The sequence below is a fragment of the Pseudarcicella hirudinis genome (genome assembly GCF_900115665.1).
Classification (GTDB): domain Bacteria; phylum Bacteroidota; class Bacteroidia; order Cytophagales; family Spirosomataceae; genus Pseudarcicella; species Pseudarcicella hirudinis.
The window spans coordinates 214,724-237,062 of the sequence record NZ_FOXH01000008.1 but is presented as its reverse complement, the minus strand read 5'-3'; the positions used below and the strand labels follow the sequence as shown (position 1 = coordinate 237,062).

General features: G+C 38.8%; 8 protein-coding genes. All 8 read left to right on the top strand.

Going from position 1 to position 22,339, the window contains the following annotated elements; translation table 11 throughout:
* The first annotated feature begins 9 nt into the window (after window positions 1-9).
* Window positions 10-1,899, top strand: a complete 1,890-nt coding sequence (locus BM179_RS15270) for a RagB/SusD family nutrient uptake outer membrane protein (protein WP_092018014.1) — start codon at window positions 10-12, stop codon at window positions 1,897-1,899.
* A 42-nt stretch (window positions 1,900-1,941) separates the two neighbouring features.
* Window positions 1,942-4,968 carry a SusC/RagA family TonB-linked outer membrane protein gene (locus tag BM179_RS15265; RefSeq protein WP_092018013.1) on the top strand — a complete coding sequence of 1,009 codons (3,027 nt, stop codon included), beginning with the start codon at window positions 1,942-1,944 and terminating at the stop codon, window positions 4,966-4,968.
* 43 nt (window positions 4,969-5,011) lie between these two features.
* Window positions 5,012-6,802: a RagB/SusD family nutrient uptake outer membrane protein gene (locus tag BM179_RS15260; RefSeq protein WP_177219421.1), complete on the top strand. Its 1,791-nt coding sequence runs from the start codon at window positions 5,012-5,014 to the stop codon at window positions 6,800-6,802.
* 40 nt (window positions 6,803-6,842) lie between these two features.
* Window positions 6,843-7,805: a DUF5627 domain-containing protein gene (locus BM179_RS15255; protein WP_092018012.1), complete on the top strand. Its 963-nt coding sequence runs from the start codon at window positions 6,843-6,845 to the stop codon at window positions 7,803-7,805.
* 28 nt (window positions 7,806-7,833) lie between these two features.
* A complete protein-coding gene (locus BM179_RS15250; protein ID WP_092018011.1) occupies window positions 7,834-9,987 on the top strand; it encodes an endo-1,4-beta-xylanase in 2,154 nt (717 codons plus the stop codon).
* A gap of 230 nt (window positions 9,988-10,217) precedes the next feature.
* Entirely contained in the window at window positions 10,218-14,303 is a 4,086-nt protein-coding gene (locus BM179_RS15245; RefSeq protein WP_092018010.1) for a hybrid sensor histidine kinase/response regulator transcription factor, read from the top strand.
* A gap of 263 nt (window positions 14,304-14,566) precedes the next feature.
* Entirely contained in the window at window positions 14,567-18,697 is a 4,131-nt protein-coding gene (locus tag BM179_RS15240) for a hybrid sensor histidine kinase/response regulator transcription factor (RefSeq protein WP_092018009.1), read from the top strand.
* Between the two features lie 437 nt (window positions 18,698-19,134).
* On the top strand, window positions 19,135-22,320 hold the full coding sequence (locus BM179_RS15235; RefSeq protein ID WP_092018008.1) for a SusC/RagA family TonB-linked outer membrane protein: 3,186 nt from the start codon (window positions 19,135-19,137) through the stop codon (window positions 22,318-22,320).
* Window positions 22,321-22,339 lie beyond the last annotated feature (19 nt).

The following is a 22,339-nucleotide window of genomic DNA, read 5'->3' as shown; positions in this document are numbered from 1 at the left end:
ATTAAAATAATGAAAAAGAGAATAAAACTTTTGTGCATAGCTGTAGTTTATTCTATGACTTTCGGAGTTACTTCGTGCTCAGATTTTTTGGATCGTGATCCTCAATCTCTTGTGTCTGAGAAAGATGCCTTTAAAAATTTTGTAAATTTTCAGGGTTTTACCGAAGAACTTTATCATACTATTCCGGACTTTTCTAATGGCTACTGGACTAATTCCTGGAACTGGGGAGAGGATGAAATCCAATCTACAGCTCAGAACTTTCATTTCGGAGTAAAAATTGACAATGGTGATTTTTGGGGCTGGCAACGCAATTTTGATGGCTGGCAGGCAGGTTGGATGGATCGCAACAATAATTCTACCAATGATGACCGCTTTGCAAAATCACTTTGGGGACTGGGCTGGTACGGTATCCGTAAGGCTAATCTGGGTTTGGAAAATATTGATAAACTTACTGATGCCACACAGGAAGAAAAAGATTTAATTAAAGGTCAGCTGTTGTTTTTCAGAGGATGGTACCATTTCATGTTTATGCAATATTTCGGAGGACTTCCATATATTGATAAAGTATTACCGGGAGACCAGAAACTGACACTTCCCCGTCTTAAATATAGTGAATGTGCGGATAAGGCTGCGGCTGATTTCAGAGAAGCGGCCAATTTATTGCCGACTAACTGGGATAACACAACTGCGGGTAAAAGAACACTGGGAAAGAACGTTTTGCGTATTAATAAGATTATGGCGCTTGGCTATTTGGGTAAAAATCTTCTTTGGGCAGGTAGTCCGTTGATGAACTCAGTCTCCGGCGGCGGTACTTCTTATAATGCTGAATATTGCAAAAAGGCAGCGGATGCTTTTGCTGAATTGCTTAATTTATGTGAGAGCGGAGAGGCACCTTACCGGTTAATGCCCTTTGCACAATATTCTTCTAATTTCTATACAACAGGTCAGAACTGGCAGATCCCCGGAGGTACCGAGGCCATATTTCGGGGGCCTTATTACGGAGCAAATAATTCAAACTGGGGAACGAGTAAACAATATAGCCCGCTTATTATCAGTGAAGGCGATGTGAAATTCGTACCGACAGCTAATTATGTCGATAACTACGGAATGGCTAACGGTTTACCTATTAAAGACATCACAAAAGCGGATCCTGAATCCGGTTATAACCCGGAATATCCCTGGAAAGGAAGAGACCCCCGTTTTTACAATGATATTATTTTCGACGGAGTGAGAATGGTTGCAGGAAGTATCCCGAATGCTAATGAAATCAATAACCGTTATGCCAACCTGAATACAGGGGGTTCTTACCGTGATATCGCTACAGGCAGCCGCACAGGATATTTATTATTCAAGTTTGTTCCTAGAACCGCCAATAAGTATGATCAGGGATATGGTTATGATAAAAGTCTTAACATACACCTTCCTTATATGCGTTTAGCAGATATTTATCTGATGTATGCTGAAGCCGCTGCACAAGGATACGGCTCGGCTATGGGTAAAGCCGGGAGTTATGCTAAAACCTCTGTTGATGCCGTCAATGTTATTAGAGACAGAGTCGGAGCAGGACATGTAGATGCGAAATTTTTAGGTTCTCTGGATACTTATATGGAGGAGCTGAGACGTGAACGTGCGGTTGAGCTTTCATTTGAAGGTCATCGCTTCAATGATCTTCGCCGCTGGCTAATGATTTCTAAAAATCCTTATACACTAAAAAAGTCAATTGAATTTGACAGAGCTGCTACTTTGGATCCGGCAAAAGACCCCAGAGAAAATAGAGTGTTAAATATCAGAGAGTCTGTCATACTGGAACGCAAATTCACGGAAAAACATAATTGGCTGCCATTGAAGGTTAATGATGTGAATTTGTATCTGGAATTTTCTCAAAATCCCGGATGGTAATAGGGAGCCAAATCATATAATTAACAGATAAACGAGCAAGAAATGAAGTTTATAAAAATACTGATGGTTTTATGTGCATTGCTGATTTTTTCAAAAGCTGCGGTAATGGCACAGAATCCCCCGATTATTAAAATTAAAGCCAGAGTGACTGGTTCAGATAAACAACCTGTGATTGGGGCTGTTGTAAGCAGCTCTGATGAAACAGGAAAGACTGCTGCCACTGATGCCTCCGGGAATTTTAGTATTGAAATTCCGGAAAAACAGATGATTTCGGTTGTAGCAAAAGGCTTTAAAACTAAACATATTACTGCCGATCCGAAAATCACTGAGATTGTAATTTTCCCTGAAGAGCACAGGGAGCCGGTACATCTGGCTTTCCGCAATGCTGATAAAGAGGATTTGCCGGTCGGAGTAGCTTCTGTAAATGTGAAGGAACTTCTGAATAAGAATTATTTTACGTATATACTGGAAGGTATGGAGTCTTTTGTTCCGGGATTTAACGGAAATAGTAACTGGGGAATGGGAAGTTACTTGTTCATGATAGATGGTGTTCCTCGTGAGACCGGAAACGTGATGCCAACAGAAATTGAGCAAATTGTATTTTTGAAAGGGGCTAACGCTGTAGCATTATATGGTAGCCGTGCTGCTAAAGGAGTAGTGAATGTAATTACCAAAAGAGGGGTGGCAGGGCAGAGCAGATTTGACCTCAGAGTGAATAGTGGTGTAAATGTACCCAAAGCTCTTCCGCGTTATCTGGGCTCGGCGGAGTACATGACTTTGTATAATGAGGCTCGCAGAAATGATGGATTAACGAATTTATATTCAGAGACCGATATTTATAATTATGCTTCCGGAATCAATAAATATCGTTATCCTAACATAGATTTTTACTCATCTGAGTACCTCAAAAGCAGTTATGGCAGTTATGATCTCACCGCTGAAATTTCAGGTGGAAATGAAAGGGTTAAATATTATACAAATTTAGGGTTTGCAACATCCGGCTCATTGCTGAACTTCGGAGAGGCGAAAACTAATAATAATTCAGATAGACTTAACTTTCGTGGAAATATAGACGTTAATCTGAATGACTATATAAGTCTGAATGCTGATGCAACGGCTATTTTTTATACAGGTCGTGGTGTAAACGCTGACTTTTGGGGTAGTGCAGCAACGGTTCGTCCGAATCGTTTTGCACCACTTATTCCGCTTAGTATGATCGAGCAGGATGACGCAGCTTCACAGATTTTAATTCAGAACAGCAATAATATTATCGATGGGAAATACTTACTTGGCGGTACTCAGTTGGACCAGACGAATCCAATCGCTGCCATCTACTCCGGAGGTAATAATCAATTTGCTAACCGCCAGTTTCAGTTTAATACAGGTATTAAAGCTGATCTCAGAAATGTATTAAAAGGCTTAAGCTTCAAATCAGGTTTCGCTGTTGACTATGCTACAGAATATACTTTGTCTTATAATTATTCTTATGCCACCTATGCTCCTGTCTGGAATAATTATAGTGGAAAAGACCTGATCAGCAGCCTTACTGTTTATAATCAGGATGCGAAATCCGGAACACAGAATGTATCCGGAAACAGGTATCGCCAAACGATTGCATTTTCAGGGCAATTAAATTATGACAGAACCTATAATGAGGCTCATCATTTATCTGCTATTTTATTAGCCAATGGGTTTCAGCAATCCGAATCTGCTGTTTACCACAAAACAAGTAATGCAAATTTAGGATTTTTGGCGGGCTATAATTTTAAACATAGATACTACCTTGATTTTAGTGCAGCTTATATTCATTCTGCTAAACTTCCACCTGCTAACCGTCAGGCATTTTCTCCTTCACTTTCTTTAGGCTGGAGATTGAGCCAGGAAGATTTCCTTAAAAATTCGGATATAATTGATGATTTAAAGCTGACAGCTTCTGCCGGTATTTTACATACAGACCTTGATATCCCGAATTACTATTTATATCAGGGGGTTTATACAGGTGCTGGTTCCTGGTATGGCTGGAAAGATGGTACGGGAATCCAGGCAACTGAATCAAGAAGAGGCGATAATCCTGATATGCAATTTCCTAAAAGAGAAGAAGTTAGTGTTGGTTTCGAAGGTTCGTTTTTCAAAGGATTATTAACATTAAACGGGACATTTTTTGCCAATAGAATTTCCGGAAATATTATTCAGGCATCTGTTTTATTCCCGGGTTATTTCACAACAGGTTTTCCGGTATCTTCTTTTATTCCTTATGTAAATTATAACGAAGATCAGCGTATTGGCTTTGACTTTGGCGTTAATCTGAATAAAAAATATGGGGATGTAAACCTGAGCTTGGGAGTAAATGGCACCTATTATCAGACAACCGCTTCTAAAAGAGCCGAATTGTACGAAGATGCTTATCAGAATCGTCAGGGGAAACCCCTCGACGCCATGTGGGGCTTGGAAAGCCTTGGATTATTCCAGGACCAAAAAGATATAGCAAATTCTCCTGTACAAACATTCGGACAGGTAAAGCCTGGTGATATTAAGTACAAAGACCAAAATGGGGATGGTATTATTAACAGTCGGGACGAAGTATTTTTAGGAAAAGGCGGCTGGTTTGGAGCTCCGCTTACTTTAGGTATAAATTTCACTGCTCAGTGGAAAAAACTTACTTTTTTCGCAATAGGACTTGGTCGCTTTGGGGCTAATGCTATGCGCAGCAGTTCTTATTTCTGGGTAGATGGGGAAGATAAGTATTCCGTTGCTGTCAGAGACAGATGGACAGAAGAAACAAAACTGACCGCTAAATATCCGAGACTTACTACTTTGACAAGCGACAACAACTATCGTTCATCGGATTTCTGGATTTATCAAACGAATCGCTTTGATTTAACAAAAGTGCAGATTACCTATGACCTGTCAGATGTATTAAAACTGAAATCTTTTGTCCGTGAACTTGGCGTTTATGTAAGTGGTTTTAACCTGCTGACTATTTCAGATAATCGTGAGATGATGGAGCTTAATGTTGGAAGTGCCCCTCAAACCCGCTTGTTTAATTTGGGGGTAAAAGCACTTTTCTGAGTTTTTGAAAATATCATATGTTGAATATTTTACTATGTTGTATATGAATAAAGGAATATTAAAAATATTGGTTTGCATTGCTGTATTGCTGACCGGATGTGAGGATCTGATAGAACCTGCGATAGAGAATAACAGGCAGTTAGACCCTAGCGCTTATTTACCGAGTGACTCAAGATTTCCTTTCGGTATATTGCTGAATGGCTATAACAGAATTCCGACAAACTCCTGGTCTTTCAATGATGTGGCAACTGACGATGCGGTAAGTAACGATCAGAATAACGGATATCTTAAAATGGCAACTGGTCAGTGGACAGCCAACAATAATCCGGCAAGCCAGTGGACAAACTGTTTTGCCGGAATACAATATCTGAATATAATGCTTGGGGAAGTAAACAAAGTGCAATGGGTAACAGATCCTGTTGCCAACAGATTGTTCACCACTCGTATTAAAGGAGAAGCTTACGGGCTTCGGGCTTTACTGATGTATCATCTTTTGATGACTCATGCAGGAAAAGGAACAGGGGGAACGATGCTTGGTGTACCCATTTTACTTAAACCGCAGACAACGTCTGATAATTATAACTTGCCAAGGGCATCTTTTGATGATTGTATGAAACAGATTTATCTGGATCTGGACAGTGCTGACGTCAAGCTTCCTTTGGATTATCAGAATATTTCTCTTGGACAGGAATCTCTGATACCATCGAAGTATGGAAAAGTAACGCTTGAACAATATAACCGTGCATTCGGGGTTACTTTCAGTGGTTTATTTACGGGCCGGATTGCTAAAGCTGTAAGAGCACAGGCAGCCTTATTGGCCGCCAGCCCGGCTTTTAATAACGGCAATACAAATAAATGGGCAGATGCAGCCAATTATGCGGCCAATGTGCTGAATTTAAACGGCGGACTGAATGCTGTAACAAATAATGCAGCAAGCGGGCTTACCTGGTATTCAAATACGGCTGAGCTTGCTAATATTAAAGATGGCGCCAATCCGCCTGAAATATTGTGGCGTAATAACTGGGGAGAAAACAGAGATTTAGAGCAGGCAAATTTTCCTCCGACCTTATTTGGAAACGGACGTATCAATCCTACCCAAAATCTTGTAGATGCATTTCCAATGCTGAACGGGTATCCGATTAATAACCCTAACAGTGAGTATAATGCTGCCGATCCATATGCCAATCGTGACCCGCGTCTCAAAATGTTTATACTTGTGAATGGTGCAGCAGCGGGTGTAAATAATACAACCATCAATACTACCGCTAATGGTACAACCAATGATGCCCTTAACAAAGTGGCAACTTCAACAAGAACCGGTTACTATCTGCGGAAGCTGTTACGACAGGATGTAAACCTGAATCCGACATCTGCCACTAATCAGCGACACTATAAGCCGCATATCCGTTATACGGAAATTGCTTTGGCTTATGCTGAAGCTGCCAATGAGGCCTGGGGGCCAAACGGCATGGGTTCAAATACCTATTCTGCTTATGATATAATCAGAGCCGTCCGCAGAAGAGCAGGAGTAGGTACATCCAATAATGATGCTTATCTGGAAAGTGCAAAAGGTAATAAGGAAACGATGCGCCAGTTGATTCGTAACGAACGCCGGCTGGAACTTTGTTTTGAAGGATTCAGATTCTGGGATTTACGTCGCTGGAATGCAGAACTTACTGAACCCGCTAAAGGGGTAAGTATTCAGAATGGTGTTTATACCATACTTCCGGCTGTACAGGACAGGGTATTCAGAAATTATATGAAATACGGACCAATTCCCTATTCAGAAATACTGAAGTTCTCAGCTCTTGAACAAAATGAAGGATGGAATTAACAATCCGCAATAATTCTATTATGGATAAAATTTAATATTTATGAAGAAATTAGTTTTAATGTCGGTACTGATCCTTCTCGGACTTGCCGCCTGCAATACGGAAAATGAATTTCCGGATTACAAATACCAAACTGTATATTTCGCTTATCAGTATCCTGTGAGGACTATTACCTTAGGTGAGGATACCTATGTAAATACTGATTTGGATAATGCACATAAATGTCAGATTTATGCCTCAATCGGAGGAGTTTACGAAAGTAGAAAAGATGTATCTGTCAAAGTTGCAGTTGATAATTCTCTTCTGAAAAACGGCTTATTATTTGGAGCAGGGAAAGATGAAGTCCTTCCTATGCCTAATAGTTACTACTCCTTAAGTTCAGATAAGATTATTATTCCTAAAGGAACGTTGTCAGGAGGAGTTGATATTCAACTGACGGATGAGTTTTTTGCAGATCCGAAATCAATTAAAAATACTTATGTGATTCCGTTAACCATGACGAGTGTAGTTGATGCCGATTCTATACTCTATGGCAAACACTTTGTTTTGTATGCCATAAAATATGTTAACTCCTGGCATGGGAATTACCTCAGACGTGGAAAAGACATGGTAACAGGTAATGTTAACCAAACGGTGGTTCGTCATGCACAATTTGTTGAAAAAGATGAGGTAAATAAACTGACCACAAAATCTTTGAGTGAGCTGGAATTTCCTGTAGTATTCAAAGATAAGGACAACAAAAATGTGACTGTCACACTTATCCTTAGGTTTGAAGGCAATGGTGGCAAGTGTACAATTTCTTCCGCATCAAACGCTTACACAGCAACCGGAAGCGGTGCTTTTGTGAAAAAAGGAGAGAAAAATAGCTGGGGAAATAAGGACAGAGATGCCCTGTATCTGAAATATGAAGTAGAGGTTGCAGGAATGAAAGTTTCTACCTCAGACACACTCGTTATGCGTGACCGCACCGTGACGATGGAAACATTTTCACCTGTAGCAAAGTAATAATTAGTTTAACCGGAACAGTTGTCGTATGAATAAATTATATAAAACAGCATTGGGACTGGCCACTTTTTTTGCCACTTCCTGCAGCACGTATCAGCCACTGGAATTTAGCGTACTCAAGCCGGAAAGTGTTGCTGCTCAGGAAGATATTGATGCCTATCCCGCATTGAAATCCTATATTAACCGCAATGCAAATCCTAATTTTAAATTTGGCGTAGCTCTTTCTCTTTCTGATTATGTCAATAAGGGTGTAATGTACCGGCTTGCCAATAAAAACTTCGATGAAATAGCCCTGGGCTATGAAATGAAACATGGTGCAGTAGTACAAAACAATGGCAGCCTGGCACTGGATAATGTCAGCAAACTATTGGAAACAGCAAAGGATGGCGGCATCTCAGTATATGGACATACACTATGCTGGCATGCTAATCAGAATGCAGGTTATCTTAACGGACTTATTGCGCCGATGCTGGTTACAGCACCTTCTTTCCCTAATGACCTCAATACTTCTGCTTTGCAGAGCGGAGTACTGACAGGATGGAATGTGACAAATAATGGCTCAGGAATTTCGGTAGTAAATAGTGCAGGGATGGGTGCCGGAACGAAGGCCATAAAACTGTCATCTTCCGGTGGCTCTGCTTCAGCAACCGGCTTACAGTTAACAAGCCCGGGTATTAGTATTATTCCGGGTCACAAATATGAAGTAGTCTGTTATATTAAATCGGATGTGGCTGGGGAAGGCAGAATTTCTTTTGAGGGTTTAACCAATAATACCCCTCAGATTGACTGGATGAAGACAGGAAAAGCCTCGGCAACTTTTACAACTGGTATTTCCTGGAAGGAAATCAGATTTCAGGTAAGTGATTTTACAGGAACATCCATCAGGATTAACTTTGATTTAGGCTATAAGCCCGACGTAGACTATTACATAGACATCAATAATCTTTATGTATATGATACACAGGGAACCCCCGCTGTGGTAAATCTGGTATCCAATGGTGATTTTGAAACAGGTTCAGGCTGGGAAGGTTACGGCGGCAACTCTACCAGAGGTATCACTGCTGACGGACTGGGATATAATAACAAAGGCAAGGCTTTTTATGTAACAATTCCAGCTAAGACGACAAACTATTGGGATGTTCAGACGGCACTTGATTTAGGTAAAAATCTCAGTAATGGGGAATCCTACTCATTATCATTTTGGGTGAAAGGAACGGCAGAAGGAATTATCAGACCAGAACTGCAAAGCCCAAGCTATGCTTCAAATGGTTTTGGTCAGATAGCTGTTACAAAAGAATGGAAATTGGTTGATATTTCCACTACAGCAACTGCTGCCGACAGAAATAAACTTGTATTCAGCTACGGGGAATTTGCCGGAACTGTGTATATAGATAATGTGGTACTGAAAAGCTCAAAAGCAACAGGTGGAACTGTAACAATTGCTGAGAAAACATCCCGGGAGAAAAATATTCTTGTTTCCGGAGCATTAGATAACTGGATGTCGGGTATCCTGTCTGTGAGTAAATCTTATGTAAAAGCATGGGATGTTGTAAACGAACCTATGGATGATGGCAAACCTTATGAACTTAAAACAGGGGCAGGCAGAACATTGGCTGCAGATGAGTTTTTCTGGCAGGACTATATGGGTAAAGATTACGCAGTAACCGCTTTTCAGTTAGCCAGAAAATATGGAAATGCGAATGACATACTTTTTATCAATGATTATAACCTGGAATATAACCTGGATAAATGCCGCGGAATAATTGAATATGTGAAATATATTGAAGGGAAAGGAGCGAAAGTAGATGGTATCGGAACACAAATGCATATAGATATCAGAGCCGATAAAACCAGGATTGCAGAAATGTTTAAGTTATTAGCTGCTACCGGAAAAATGATTAAAATTTCGGAATTGGATATTGGCCTTGGTGGAGTAAAAACTGCAAATGCTACCCAGGAGCAATACAAGGCACAGGCAGAGATGTATAAATACGTAATTGATAAGTATTTTGAAATTATCCCTGCTGCACAAAGATATGGTATTACCTTGTGGAGTCCGTTGGATAGTCCGGCAAACTCAAGCTGGAGAGCAGACGAACCAGTCGGATTGTGGACACGACAGTATCTGAGAAAGATGGCATATTCTTATGTCGCTGAATCCATGAAAGCTAACAGCAAATAGTGTGTAATTGCTAAATGTTTATTAAAGTAAACAGGATGAATTAAATAAACCTCTTTTTCATTCCATATAGAAGATAAAGATAAATTACCAGCCAATACCTTGCTTTACTTAAAAGGCAAGGTATTGGCTGGCTTTAATGAAGGCCGTATGCCCGGAATCGGATTTTGTGTCAGGAAAAGCAATAATGGTTAGCAGGTACAGTCAATTGTTGATAGTTAACAGCATATAAAATGAATAGGATTTACTTTTTAGTCATCTTTTTTTTGGTTGCTCATTTGATTTCCGGGCAGCAGAAGGAATATAAGTTCATTAATTTTAGTAGCAAAAACGGACTTACTTCCAATTCTGTTAATGCCATTATTAAGGATAAAAGTGGGTTTATGTGGTTTGGTACAGAAGATGGTCTTAACAGATTTGACGGGCAAAACTTCGTAGCATATCATCATAAAGACACTGACAGTACAAGTATTGGAAGAGGGCCGGTAACTGCCATGACACAGGATAAGTCAGGCAAAATCTGGTTAGCAACAAATTTTACCCTCTCCATGTATAATCTGAATCTGGACTCGTTCATCAATTATGATTTTACCGGATTCGGCTGGATTATTAGTTTATGTGCCGATCATTCCGGTAAGATTTGGGTTGGTACTTATTCAGGTCTGTTTGTTTTTGACCCGGTTACCGGGAAAGTCAGAGGTTTTAAAACAAAAACTGACAACAAATCAGGGCTAAACTCAAACACTATTCTCTGTATTTTCGAGGATAGTCATAACAATATATGGATTGGAACAGACGATGGATTGCACCTTTACCATCAGAATGGTCAGTTTACCAGATTCCTGAGCAATTCAGATCGCCCCGGAACAATTTCCTCCAACCACATTAACAGCATCGCTGAAGACAAAAAAGGTAAACTCTGGATTGGTACAAATAAAGGCGGGCTCAATGTGATGGATATAGCAAAAACAAACTTCAGCTGTTATAAATCTGATCCGGATGATATAAATACCTTATCAAGTAATAGTATTTATAAAGTTTTATTTGATAAAGCAGGGCAGCTTTGGATCGGCTCAGACAGAGGCATTGATATTTTTAACCCTGAAACTGGACGGGCTACCAGAGTAAAAAGCTCATTATTGGAACAAAACGGCTTCGTGCCAAGTACCAGCGGACGTTCTGTCAGAGATATTTACATTGACGATACAGGGATATATTGGATAGCAGTTCATCAGGGAGGAGTAAATAAATATGATGCTAATCTGACTTTTTTTAATCATAAAAAGTATAACTCATACGACCCTAACGGATTGACAGGCAGCTCTGTAATGACCTTTGCTGAAAGCCCTTCCGGTGATATATTCATCGGAACCGAAGGAACAGGACTGAATTTGTTTAATCGTAAAACAGGCCGGATAAAACCTTATCGCTTAAAAGAACAAAAGGCAAATGTTTCCTCAATAATTGCTTTGGAGTCTTTAAAAGGGATACTCTGGATCGGGACTTATCAGGCAGGTTTATACAATATTAATATCAATACAGGAGCTTCCAGATACTTTCATATTCCTAAAAGTAAAACGGATGCCACAGATTCACCTGTAAATTGTTTTAAAACTGATATAAACGGGAATGTCTGGATGGGAACTAATGGAAGCGGGGTTCACCGATACGACCCTGTCAGTAATTCCATTGAGTCCGGTGAAAAGATTTTTCAGGGTGCTTCAGGACAAATTCCGTTAAACGGCTTCATTACCGCAATCGACCAGGATAAGTCGGGCAACTTCTGGATTGGCTCAAATGGTACAGGAATAGCGGTGTATTATCCCGGACAAAAACGATTTCAAGTCTTTAATCATACCAACAGCGGGTTGCCTATGGATAAAATACAAAGTATTTTTTGCGACCATACCGGCAGAATATGGGTTGGTTGTCTGGGCGGAGGACTATGTCTTTATAAAGTCAATACAAAATCTTTTGAACGATTTGATGAAGGGTATTCATTATCAAACGATGTGATTTATAAAATTTTAGAAGATGAAAACGGGAAAATATGGATCAGTACAAATAAAGGAATTAGTTCTTTTGATCCTCAAAAAAAGGTATTTAGAAATTTTACATCTTATAATGGCGTTCAGCAAAGCACATTTAATGTTGGTTCCGGTCTGAGAACATCCGACGGAACATTATTCTTCGGAGGCCTGGATGGGTTTAATTATTTTAAAACTACCAGTATTTTCCAAAAGAAGAATATACCTCCGCTGGTAATTACCAGTCTGAAAATCAACAACAAACAGGTAAATCCTTCTGAAAATGCTGAAATAACTGAACATATTTCGATCGCTAAAGAAATGGTTCTGAACTATAAACAGAACTTTTCACTGGACTTTATTGCATTGAACTACACCGTTCCTCATGAAAACAGATATTCCTATAAACTGGAAGGCTTTGATAAAGAATGGAATCAGGTAGGAACGTCTAACACTGCTGTTTATACGAATCTGGATCCGGGGGAATATACCTTCAGATTAAAAGCCTATAGTGAAGATGGTTCATGGCAAACACCTGAAAAAGTAATTAATGTGATTGTAAAACCACCTTTCTGGCGCACTTATTATGCCTGTTTCTTTTACTTTTTATTAATTGTTTTTGCGGTTTGGGCAATAAGAAGAAGTTCTATTCAAAAGTTGAAAAATGAATTTGCAAGAACCCAGGAACGCCTGGAGATGAAGCATTTGATTGAAAAAGAACGACACGATGCCGAACAAAAAACGGAACTTGAAAAAATAAAGGTAAAGTTCCTGACCAATCTGAGCCATGAGTTAAAAACGCCGCTGACTTTGGTGCTGAATCCGATTGAAAATCTGATGTTTCAGGAAAACAGTACAGAAAAACTGGAAATGCTTAATCTGATTAGCAGAAATGCCAAAAGACTTTTAAATCTGGTAAATCAGTTACTCGATTTCAGAAGTATAGAAGCCAATGAGCTGAATCTGCATAAAACAGAAGGAGATTTGATATCATTTACCCAGGAAATTGTAGATTCCTTCAAATATATTGCAGTAAGGAAAAGTATTAATTTACATTTTGTCAGTGCATACAGTAACTATCTTACTGCGTTCGACAAGGATAAATTAGAGCGAATCCTTATTAATTTACTTTCTAATGCCATAAAATTTACTAACGAAGGAGGAAATGTAAGTTTACAGATTACAGGAGACGGAGAAACCGGCGTCAGGCTGATTCTTCGTGATACAGGCATCGGGTTACCGGGAGATATGACGGATAAAATTTTTGAAAGATTTTTTCAGGTAAATAATAATTCCGACATATTAAACCAGGGAAGCGGAATTGGTTTGGCGATTGCTCAGGAGTTTGTAAAACTTCATGGAGGAACGATCAAAGTAGAGAGCGAAGAAGGAGTAGGAAGTGCTTTTATTATTTCTTTACCATTTTTACCTATTGATTTTCAGCAATCCGCTCCTTTAATGACCACAAAAGATGAACTGGCTCCGATAGAAAGTTTTGCTAAAAACGAACCTCCGAAGATTGAGATGCCGATTGTACTGATTGTTGATGACGATGATGATCTGAGAGCATATCTGGTTGAAAGTCTGAAAAGTAAATATAAGATACTGGAAGCCTCTGACGGAAGACAGGGTTGGCAAAAAGCGCTGGCTTATCATCCTCAGGTAATAATCAGTGATGTGAATATGCCCGGAGTTGACGGAATTGAAATGGTAAAAAAAATCAAAAATGATACCCGGACCAGGCATATTCCGATTATAATGCTGACGGTTCTGACTGAAGAGACAGACCAGCTGAAAGGTTTAGAGTCTGGTGCCAGTGATTACTTAACCAAACCTTTCAGTTTCCATCTGCTAAGTATTAAAATAGAAAATCTCCTTAGCCTGAACAGTTTGCTGAAAAATACTTATAGCAAGCACATTCAGGTTGAAACCCCTGAAACAGAGGTTGTTTCTGAAGATGAGAAGTTTTTGTTAAAATTCTCCCGCTATGTGGAGGAACATATTGAAAACCCTAACCTTTCCATTGAAGAATTAAGTAAAGCAATGTTTGTCAGCAGAGGAACACTTTATGTAAAGGTATTGAGTTTTACAGGAGAAACACCTGTTGAATACGTAAGATCACTGAAACTTAAAAAAGCACTTTCGCTTTTACAGAAAAACGATATGAAAATATCCCAGATTGCTTATGCAGTGGGCTTTTCTAATCCCAATTATTTTGCAAGAGCCTTTAAAGCAAAATACAATGTGTCCCCGTCTGAATATATTGTACTTAATAAAAATGCTGCTGTTTAAAGTTGAATAACAGATTCAGGAGGAGCAAAGTACAAAGCCGAAATACGCTGCTGATATATTTCGCAAGACAAAAATGATATTTTTATAATATTATTTTGAATAATTGTATGAGTGGTTTGATAGCTATGTTTATATTTGTGTGTATTTTACACATTTTATTTATTGATTTATCTGATCGGGTTGATGATTGATTACTTTGTTTTATATACCTCATTTAAATGCTTTCTTCTTGTTTCAATTGTTGGTTGAAAATGTGATTAATCATGAAAAATAAATACCTCTCAGTTTTTTTACTGTTGCTGTTCCAACAAGCTGTCGGGCAGGTAAAAAACTATGACTTTATCAATCTCAACAGCAAAAACGGGCTTTCGTCAAATACCGTAAATACGATCTTAAAAGATAAATATGGCTTGATGTGGTTCGGAACAGATGATGGCCTGAATAAATTTGATGGACAAAATTTCGCAGTCTATCGTCATAGCGAAACTGATTCGACAAATATCGGAAGAGGCAGCGTAATGGCAATGCAGGAAGACAAGGAAGGAAATCTGTGGATCGGAACGAGTATAACATTATCCTTGTACAATAGGAATCTGGATAATTTTATCAATTTTGATTTTAGTAAACTGGGATGGATCAGATGTTTACAGGCAGACCATCTTGGAAATATTTGGGTTGGTACTTACTCGGGTTTGTATTATTTTAACCCCAAAACAAAAAAAGTAGTTGCTTATAAGGCGAATCCTCCCCAAAAGAATCGTTTAACCTCTAATGTAATTTTATGCGTATTCGAAGATAGCAAACATCAGATATGGGTTGGTACAAATGCCGGTTTGCATTTATTCAATCCCCGAAACGGAGATTTTACCCGGTTTTTGCATAGTAAGGGAAATCCGTCAACTATTTCGAATGACATTGTACGCACTTTAACAGAAGATAAAGCAGGGGATATTTGGATTGGGACAGGAGAAGGGCTTAATAAAATGAATGTCAGGAACAGAACCTTCAGGTGTTTTAAAGGGGTTGGTTCTGATATTCAGTCGCTTAGTAATAACAGTATTTATAAAATTGCTTTTAATAAAGATGAAAAACTATGGGTAGGAACAGAAGACGGACTGAACATTTTCAATCCGGAGACTGGTAAAACCTTCCGGGTAGATAAGTCGTCGTCGGGAAAATATAGTGGGATAGGATGTTTTGCAGGACACTCAGTAAAAGATATTTATATAGATGACAGTGGTATTTACTGGATTGGAATGATACAGGGAGGCGTAAATAAATATGATACCAATTTAGCATTTTTCAACCATGTAAAATTTAATACGCCGGAGGAAGACGGATTCAGTACTGGTGTTGTTTCTTCATTTGCAGAAGGCCCTCACGGTGATATTTATGTAGGTACGGATAATAACGGACTCAATATTTTCAATAAAAACACCAGACTTTTAAAACAGATTTCTCTATTTGGAAAGAAGAAAGGAAAAGCTGCTGTTTTATCACTGGCTTGTTCGGCAGAGAAACTATGGGCTGGTACTTCTCTTTATGGGGTTTATGAGATCAATCTATCCTCCAGTGCGATCAGGAATATACGAATTTCTAAAAGTAAAACAGATCCTACTAATATTCCTGTCAATTGTCTTAAACCAGATAAGTCCGGAAACGTTTGGATTGGTACCAACGGAAACGGACTTTATAAGTACGAGATAAAAACAGGAAGTTTACTCCATTTTAGTAAAATCTTTTACCCCCGGAATACCCGGAATATTTTAACAAACGGTTACATCTCAGCAATTGAGGAAGACAGGCAGGGAAATTTATGGGTTGGTGCAAAAGGAGGGGGCCTGGCTATGTATAACCCTTCACAAAATAAACTTGATGTATTTAACCATGATACCAGCAATCTACCCTTAGATATGGTACTGGATGTTCATTGCGATAAATCCGGACAGATTTGGGTGGGGGTCTTAGGTGGAGGATTATGCCTGTATAATGACAAAACCAAAGCGTTTCATCAGTACAGTGTGAAAAATCTCCTCGGCAATGATGTGATTTACAAAATACTGGAAGATGATTCCGGTAAATTATGGGTAAGCACAAACAAAGGCATCAGTGTTTTTGACCCGCAAAAGAAGATCTTCAAGAATTATACTTATCATAATGGTATTCAGCAAAGTAATTTCAATATCGGAGCAGGAATAAAAACCAGTACCGGAGAAATGTATTTTGGCGGAAATGAAGGCTTCAACTATTTTAATCCGAAATCCCTGTATCAAAACAGAAAAATTCCTTCACTGATAATCACAGATTTAAAGATCGGCAATAAAAGTGTTAAGCCGATTGGAAACTCAGAAATTACGGAGCCGATTGCAACCGCCAGGAAAATAGAACTGAGTTATAGGCAGAATTTTTCCTTGGATTTTGCGGCCTTGAATTATACTGCCCCACAGGAAAACCAATATACCTATATGCTTGAGGGTTTTGATAAAGAATGGAATCATGTTGGTTCAGTAACCACGGCCGTTTATACAAATTTAGATCCCGGGAAATACAAATTCAGACTGAAAGCCGGAAGTGAGGATGGTTCCTGGCATACTCCCGAAAGAGTGGTTGAAATTACGGTTAATCCCCCTTTCTGGCGTACCTATTATGCTTATTTTAGTTATTTATTGATTTTGACAATTACATTCTGGATGCTTCGCAGAAGAGCTATACAGAATGTAAGATATGAGTTTGCTCTGGAGCAGGAGCGTCGTGAAGTAAAGCATCTGATAGAAAAAGAAAGAACTGAGGCTGAGCGAAAGATGGAATTAGAACAACTGAAAATAAAGTTCTTAACCAATCTCAGCCATGAATTAAAGACACCGCTGACCCTTGTTTTAAATCCTATAGAAAACCTCTTGCTAAAAGAAAACAGTGTTGAAAAACTTGACACCCTCAATCTGATTAACAGAAATGCAAAAAGACTGCTAAATCTCGTTAACCAACTTTTGGATTTTCGTAAGATAGAAGATAATGAGTTGAAATTAAATGCCACTGAAGGTGATTTAATTAATGTGGCTAAAGAAATATTTGATTCTTTCAAATACATTTCCGAACGCAAGAATATTCATCTTGACTTCAAAAGCTCTATCAGGAAATACTATACCGTTTTTGACAAGGATAAGGTCGAGCGTATTTTATTCAATTTGTTATCTAACGCCCTTAAATTTACAAATGAAAACGGAAGCGTTTATTTTCATATTGAATCTGAGGCTGGAAATGGCATTAAACTCATTATTGGTGATGATGGTGTTGGTTTGGCTGAAGATAAATTAGAAAAGATATTTGACAGATTTTATCAGGTCAATAACAATGCTAATATTCTTAATCAGGGAAGCGGCATTGGGCTTTCAATTACACAGGAGTTTGTCAGGCTTCATGGCGGGAATATTAAAGTTGAAAGCGAAGAAGGTAAAGGAAGTGTTTTTACTGTTTATTTACCGTTGCCTGAAAGAAAAGAATCTGAAAGTGCTGACACTGTTTTCATAGCAGAAGAAATAGCGAATGTTTATGAATGCAATGAGGAAGAATGCAAGGAATCTTCTGAAATTGAAAAACCTGTAGTGCTTTTGGTAGATGACAGTGAAGATATCAGGTCATATCTTCAGGAAAGTCTGAAAGGGAAGTATAGAATTATTGAAGCTTCTGATGGCAAAGAAGGCTGGCAAAAAGCTCTTTCATCCCATCCTGAAATTATTGTAAGTGACATAAATATGCCAAATATGGATGGTATCGCTCTGGTAAAAAAAATAAAGAACGATAACAGAACCAAACATATTCCGGTAATATTGCTGACAGTTTTGTCAGAAGAAATTAATCAGTTAAAAGGACTGGAAACAGGAGCAAACGATTATCTGACCAAGCCATTCAGTTTTCAGTTGCTGAATATTAAAATCAATAATTTGTTAAACCTGAAAAGCACCTTCAAGGATACTTATTGCAAACATATTAACCTTGAAGTTCCTGACAAGGAGTTTGTTTCAGAAGATGAAAAGTACATCCTGAAAATTTCCCAATACGTAGAAGACCATATCAGTAATCCTGATTTATCAATTACAGAGTTGAGCAGGAAAATGAATACGAGCAGAGGAACGCTGTATAACAGAATCCTCAGTCTGACAGGTGAGACACCGGTTGAATTTATTCGTTCTATTAAACTAAAAAGAGCGGCAATGCTCCTGGAAAAGAGCGATATGAAAATTTCACATATTGGTTATGAGGTAGGTTTTTCTAACCCTAATTATTTTACAAGAGCTTTTAAAGCAAAATATAATGTTTCTCCTTCTCAATTTATTCTGTTAAAAAGAGATGTCACTAAAAAAATGTACACTTTTGATGAAATCATGCACTCTTAGTTTAAAGTATATAGATAAGAGTTATTAATCCTGACGGATCCTATACGGAATTTCCTGAAAGGTACAGTGTGTCTTTTAAAATTATACCGATTTAGGCATTTTTAGCTTTTAGTACTTCACTGAAAGTTACAGAATGCCGGAATCGGTTTTTTTGATCATTTCATTTTACCTGTTTAAGCTACGCTAAAGTATAAGGCTTATAGTTAAATAATCCCGGGAGGCTTCGTTTAATGCTAATCTAGTGTCCGGATAGCTGTTTTTTGTAATATTGACAGTTATAATTTAACAATTTCATGTCATTTTGAACATTTGTGAAGCATGTTTGGTAATATGTGCCGTACATTTTTTTTGTCATCTACTTACTTTACGGCGTCAAAAAGGTCTTCTGTTTCAGAAAGATTAAACAATTTGTCCAAACAATCATATTCAAAATTCTTATGAAAAAATTCGACTATCTTATTTTTCAAAGACAGGATATTCCATATTACAAAGTATGGTTTATGCTGATTTTATTAATTAGCAGCTTTACCGTAAGTGCGCAAAGTCTGAAAGGGCGAGTGACGACGGTGGATGGGAAAGCTGTATCCGGTGCGTCAATAAAAGTAAAGGGAACAAATAGTGGCACTGTAGCAAATGCGAATGGTGAATACAATCTGAGTAATGTATCTAAAAATGCAACGATTGTTGTCTCCAGTATCGGATATGTAACAGAAGAAATAAATACAGGAGTCAAAACGGTTGTTGACGTTATCTTGTTTGCCGATACAAAAGAACTTAATGAGGTAGTGGTGGTAGGTTATGGTTCACAAAAGAAAAGAGACATTACCGGTGCAGTAGCTTCAGTAAGCGAAGCTACTCTGAGAGAAGTACCTGCTCCTAATTTAATCAGCCAGTTAAAAGGGCGTGCCGCAGGGGTTTCAATTGTAAGTAATGGTTCAACACCCGGGGCTCAGGGACAAATCAGAATCAGAGGAAACAGATCATTAACTACTGATGCAGGAGCAAGTGATGCATTGGACGGCCCTTTGGTGGTAGTTGATGGAATTCCTTTTGGCGGACTCAATGACTTGAATCCGGATGATATTGCCAGTCTTGAGATTTTAAAAGACGCATCCGCGACCGCTATTTATGGATCAAGAGGAGCCGGAGGGGTAATTTTAGTTACAACCAAAAGAGGCAAAACTGGTAAACCTGTTTTAAGTTATGACGGGTACCATGGGATAACAAATGTAATGGGGAAATATAATGTCATGAACGGGGCAGAATACGCTAAATTCAAAGATGTTGCTGCACTCAATAATCACAGTAACTGGCCGAGTAGTTCTGGAACAAATCCATATCCTTTAACCCCGGCGGAAAGTGAAGCATTAGCGGCAGGAATTTCTACCAATTGGCAGGACCTCATCTTCAGACAAGGCTATAATACCAGCCATCAGCTGGGTTTACAGGGTGGAGTAGAAAATACGCAATATTCATTAGGACTTGGATATTTTAATGAAACCGGAATTATCCCGAATCAGAATTTTGACAGAACCAATATCAGAGCAACTATCGATCAGAAAGTTGGAAAACATGTAAAAGTCGGACTAAATACCCTAAATACATTGTCATATACGAATAATCCGGGTGGGGGAGGTATTCCGGGAGGACTCGTAAGATTAACACCGCTGGCATCTCCTTATAACGCCGACGGTACAGTGAATATCAATCCGGCAATCGGTTCAATCGATGCTGCTCAGGTAAGCCCGCTGACGCTGATTACGAAAAGCAGCTCTATTTTGTCCCGTAGCAGGGCATTCAGGTCTTTTAACAGCTTGTATGCTGAAGCTAATATCTGGAATGGATTGAAATACAGGTTTAATGCAGGTTTGAATTTTAGTCAGAGTAATTTCAATGGCTATGGCGGACCGCTTACCTATCTCAACTCTTCTACCGTTCAGACTTCTTCCAATGCTGATATAAGTAATACAGAGTACTGGGATTATAACCTTCAGCATTTGCTTTATTATGACAAAGTTTTTGCTCAGAAACATAAAATCAGTGTGACAGGATTATTTGAAATTACTAAAAACCATTCATTGGGAAGTAGCTTCAATGTAAAAGGTGTGCCGGCTGATTATATTCTTACTTCAAACTTTGCGCTTGCTTCCGGACAACCAACTGCAACGACAAACGGAGGAAACTTTTTCTCTGAAACAGGATTACTTTCTTATATGGGCAGAGTAAATTATACTTTCAATGACCGGTATTTATTTACTGCTACTTTTAGAAGAGATGGCTCATCAACGCTATCACCCGGGAAACAATACTTCAATTATCCGGCTATTGGTTTAGGATGGAATATGATTGACGAAAGTTTTATAAAAGACATTCCGGTTATATCAAATCTTAAATTAAGAGGTGGCTGGGGTATTTCGGGTAACAGAAACGTCGGAGCTTATGCTACACTTGGAGCTTTGTCAACAGGTTATTATAATTTTGGTACAAGTACTTCCGGACAACAATTAGCCTATACTGTTACAAGCCTTCCTGCCAGTAATTTAGGTTGGCAATCAACTTCGCAATTTGATATTGGTCTTGAGTTTGGCTTATTCAATAATAGAATTACTGGGTCGGTAGATTATTACCAGCAGCAAACCAGGGACATTTTATTATCGGTTCCACTTCCTCAGAGTAACGGTGCAGGCTCAACCCTGAAAAATCTTGGAAAAACAGAAGGCAAAGGCCTGGAAACCTCTTTGACTTTTGAAATATTCAGAAATCCCAAAGGATTTAGCTGGAGTGCAGATGTAACCTATTTTTTCAACAGAGAAAAAATTACCCAGTTAACTACTCCGGATGAGCAATTCAATAAAAGTGCGGGGTGGTTTGTCGGAGAACCTCTTTCTGTGATATATGATTATAAAAAGATCGGTATCTGGCAGCAGAAAGATGCTGATGACGGCACATTAGCCAAACAGACTTCCCCGGTTCAATACCCCGGACAAATCAGAGTGGAGGATGTTAATGGAGATGGAAAAATAACGGCTGATGACCGTCAGATTATCGGAAATTTCCAGCCAAAATGGGAAGGTGGAATTACTAACAGATTTACTTTTAAAAATTTCGATGCTTCTGTTGTGGTTTATGCCAGAATGGGAATGAAAGTAGTAGTGCCATATTTAACAGGAGATGCCGGAGGAACAGGTGGTTTTGCTTTCTTCAATCAAAGTCGCGTCAATCAGATGAAGGTAGATTATTGGACGAAGGATAATCCAACCAACGCATTCCCATCACCTGACGCAGGTACAGCGGTAGCTTATTTCGGGTCAACGCTGGGATATTATGATGGATCCTTTATAAAGTGCAGAAGTATTAATATCGGTTATAAAATAGCCAGTCAGTTTTTACAGAAATTGGGTCTGAGTTCTGCCAGAATTTACTTAAACGCCACCAATCCGTTCATCCTTTATTCACCATTAGTAAGTGATAACCTGGCTCTTGACCCCGAAGGGAATGGTTACGGAGGAACTTTAAATCCTTCCAATGCAGGAGATGCGGGAGCACAGGGAAGACAAATAAGCGTAAACATGAACAACCCTCCGGTAAGACAATTTACACTTGGTTTGAATCTTAAATTTTAAATTTAGACATTATCGTAAC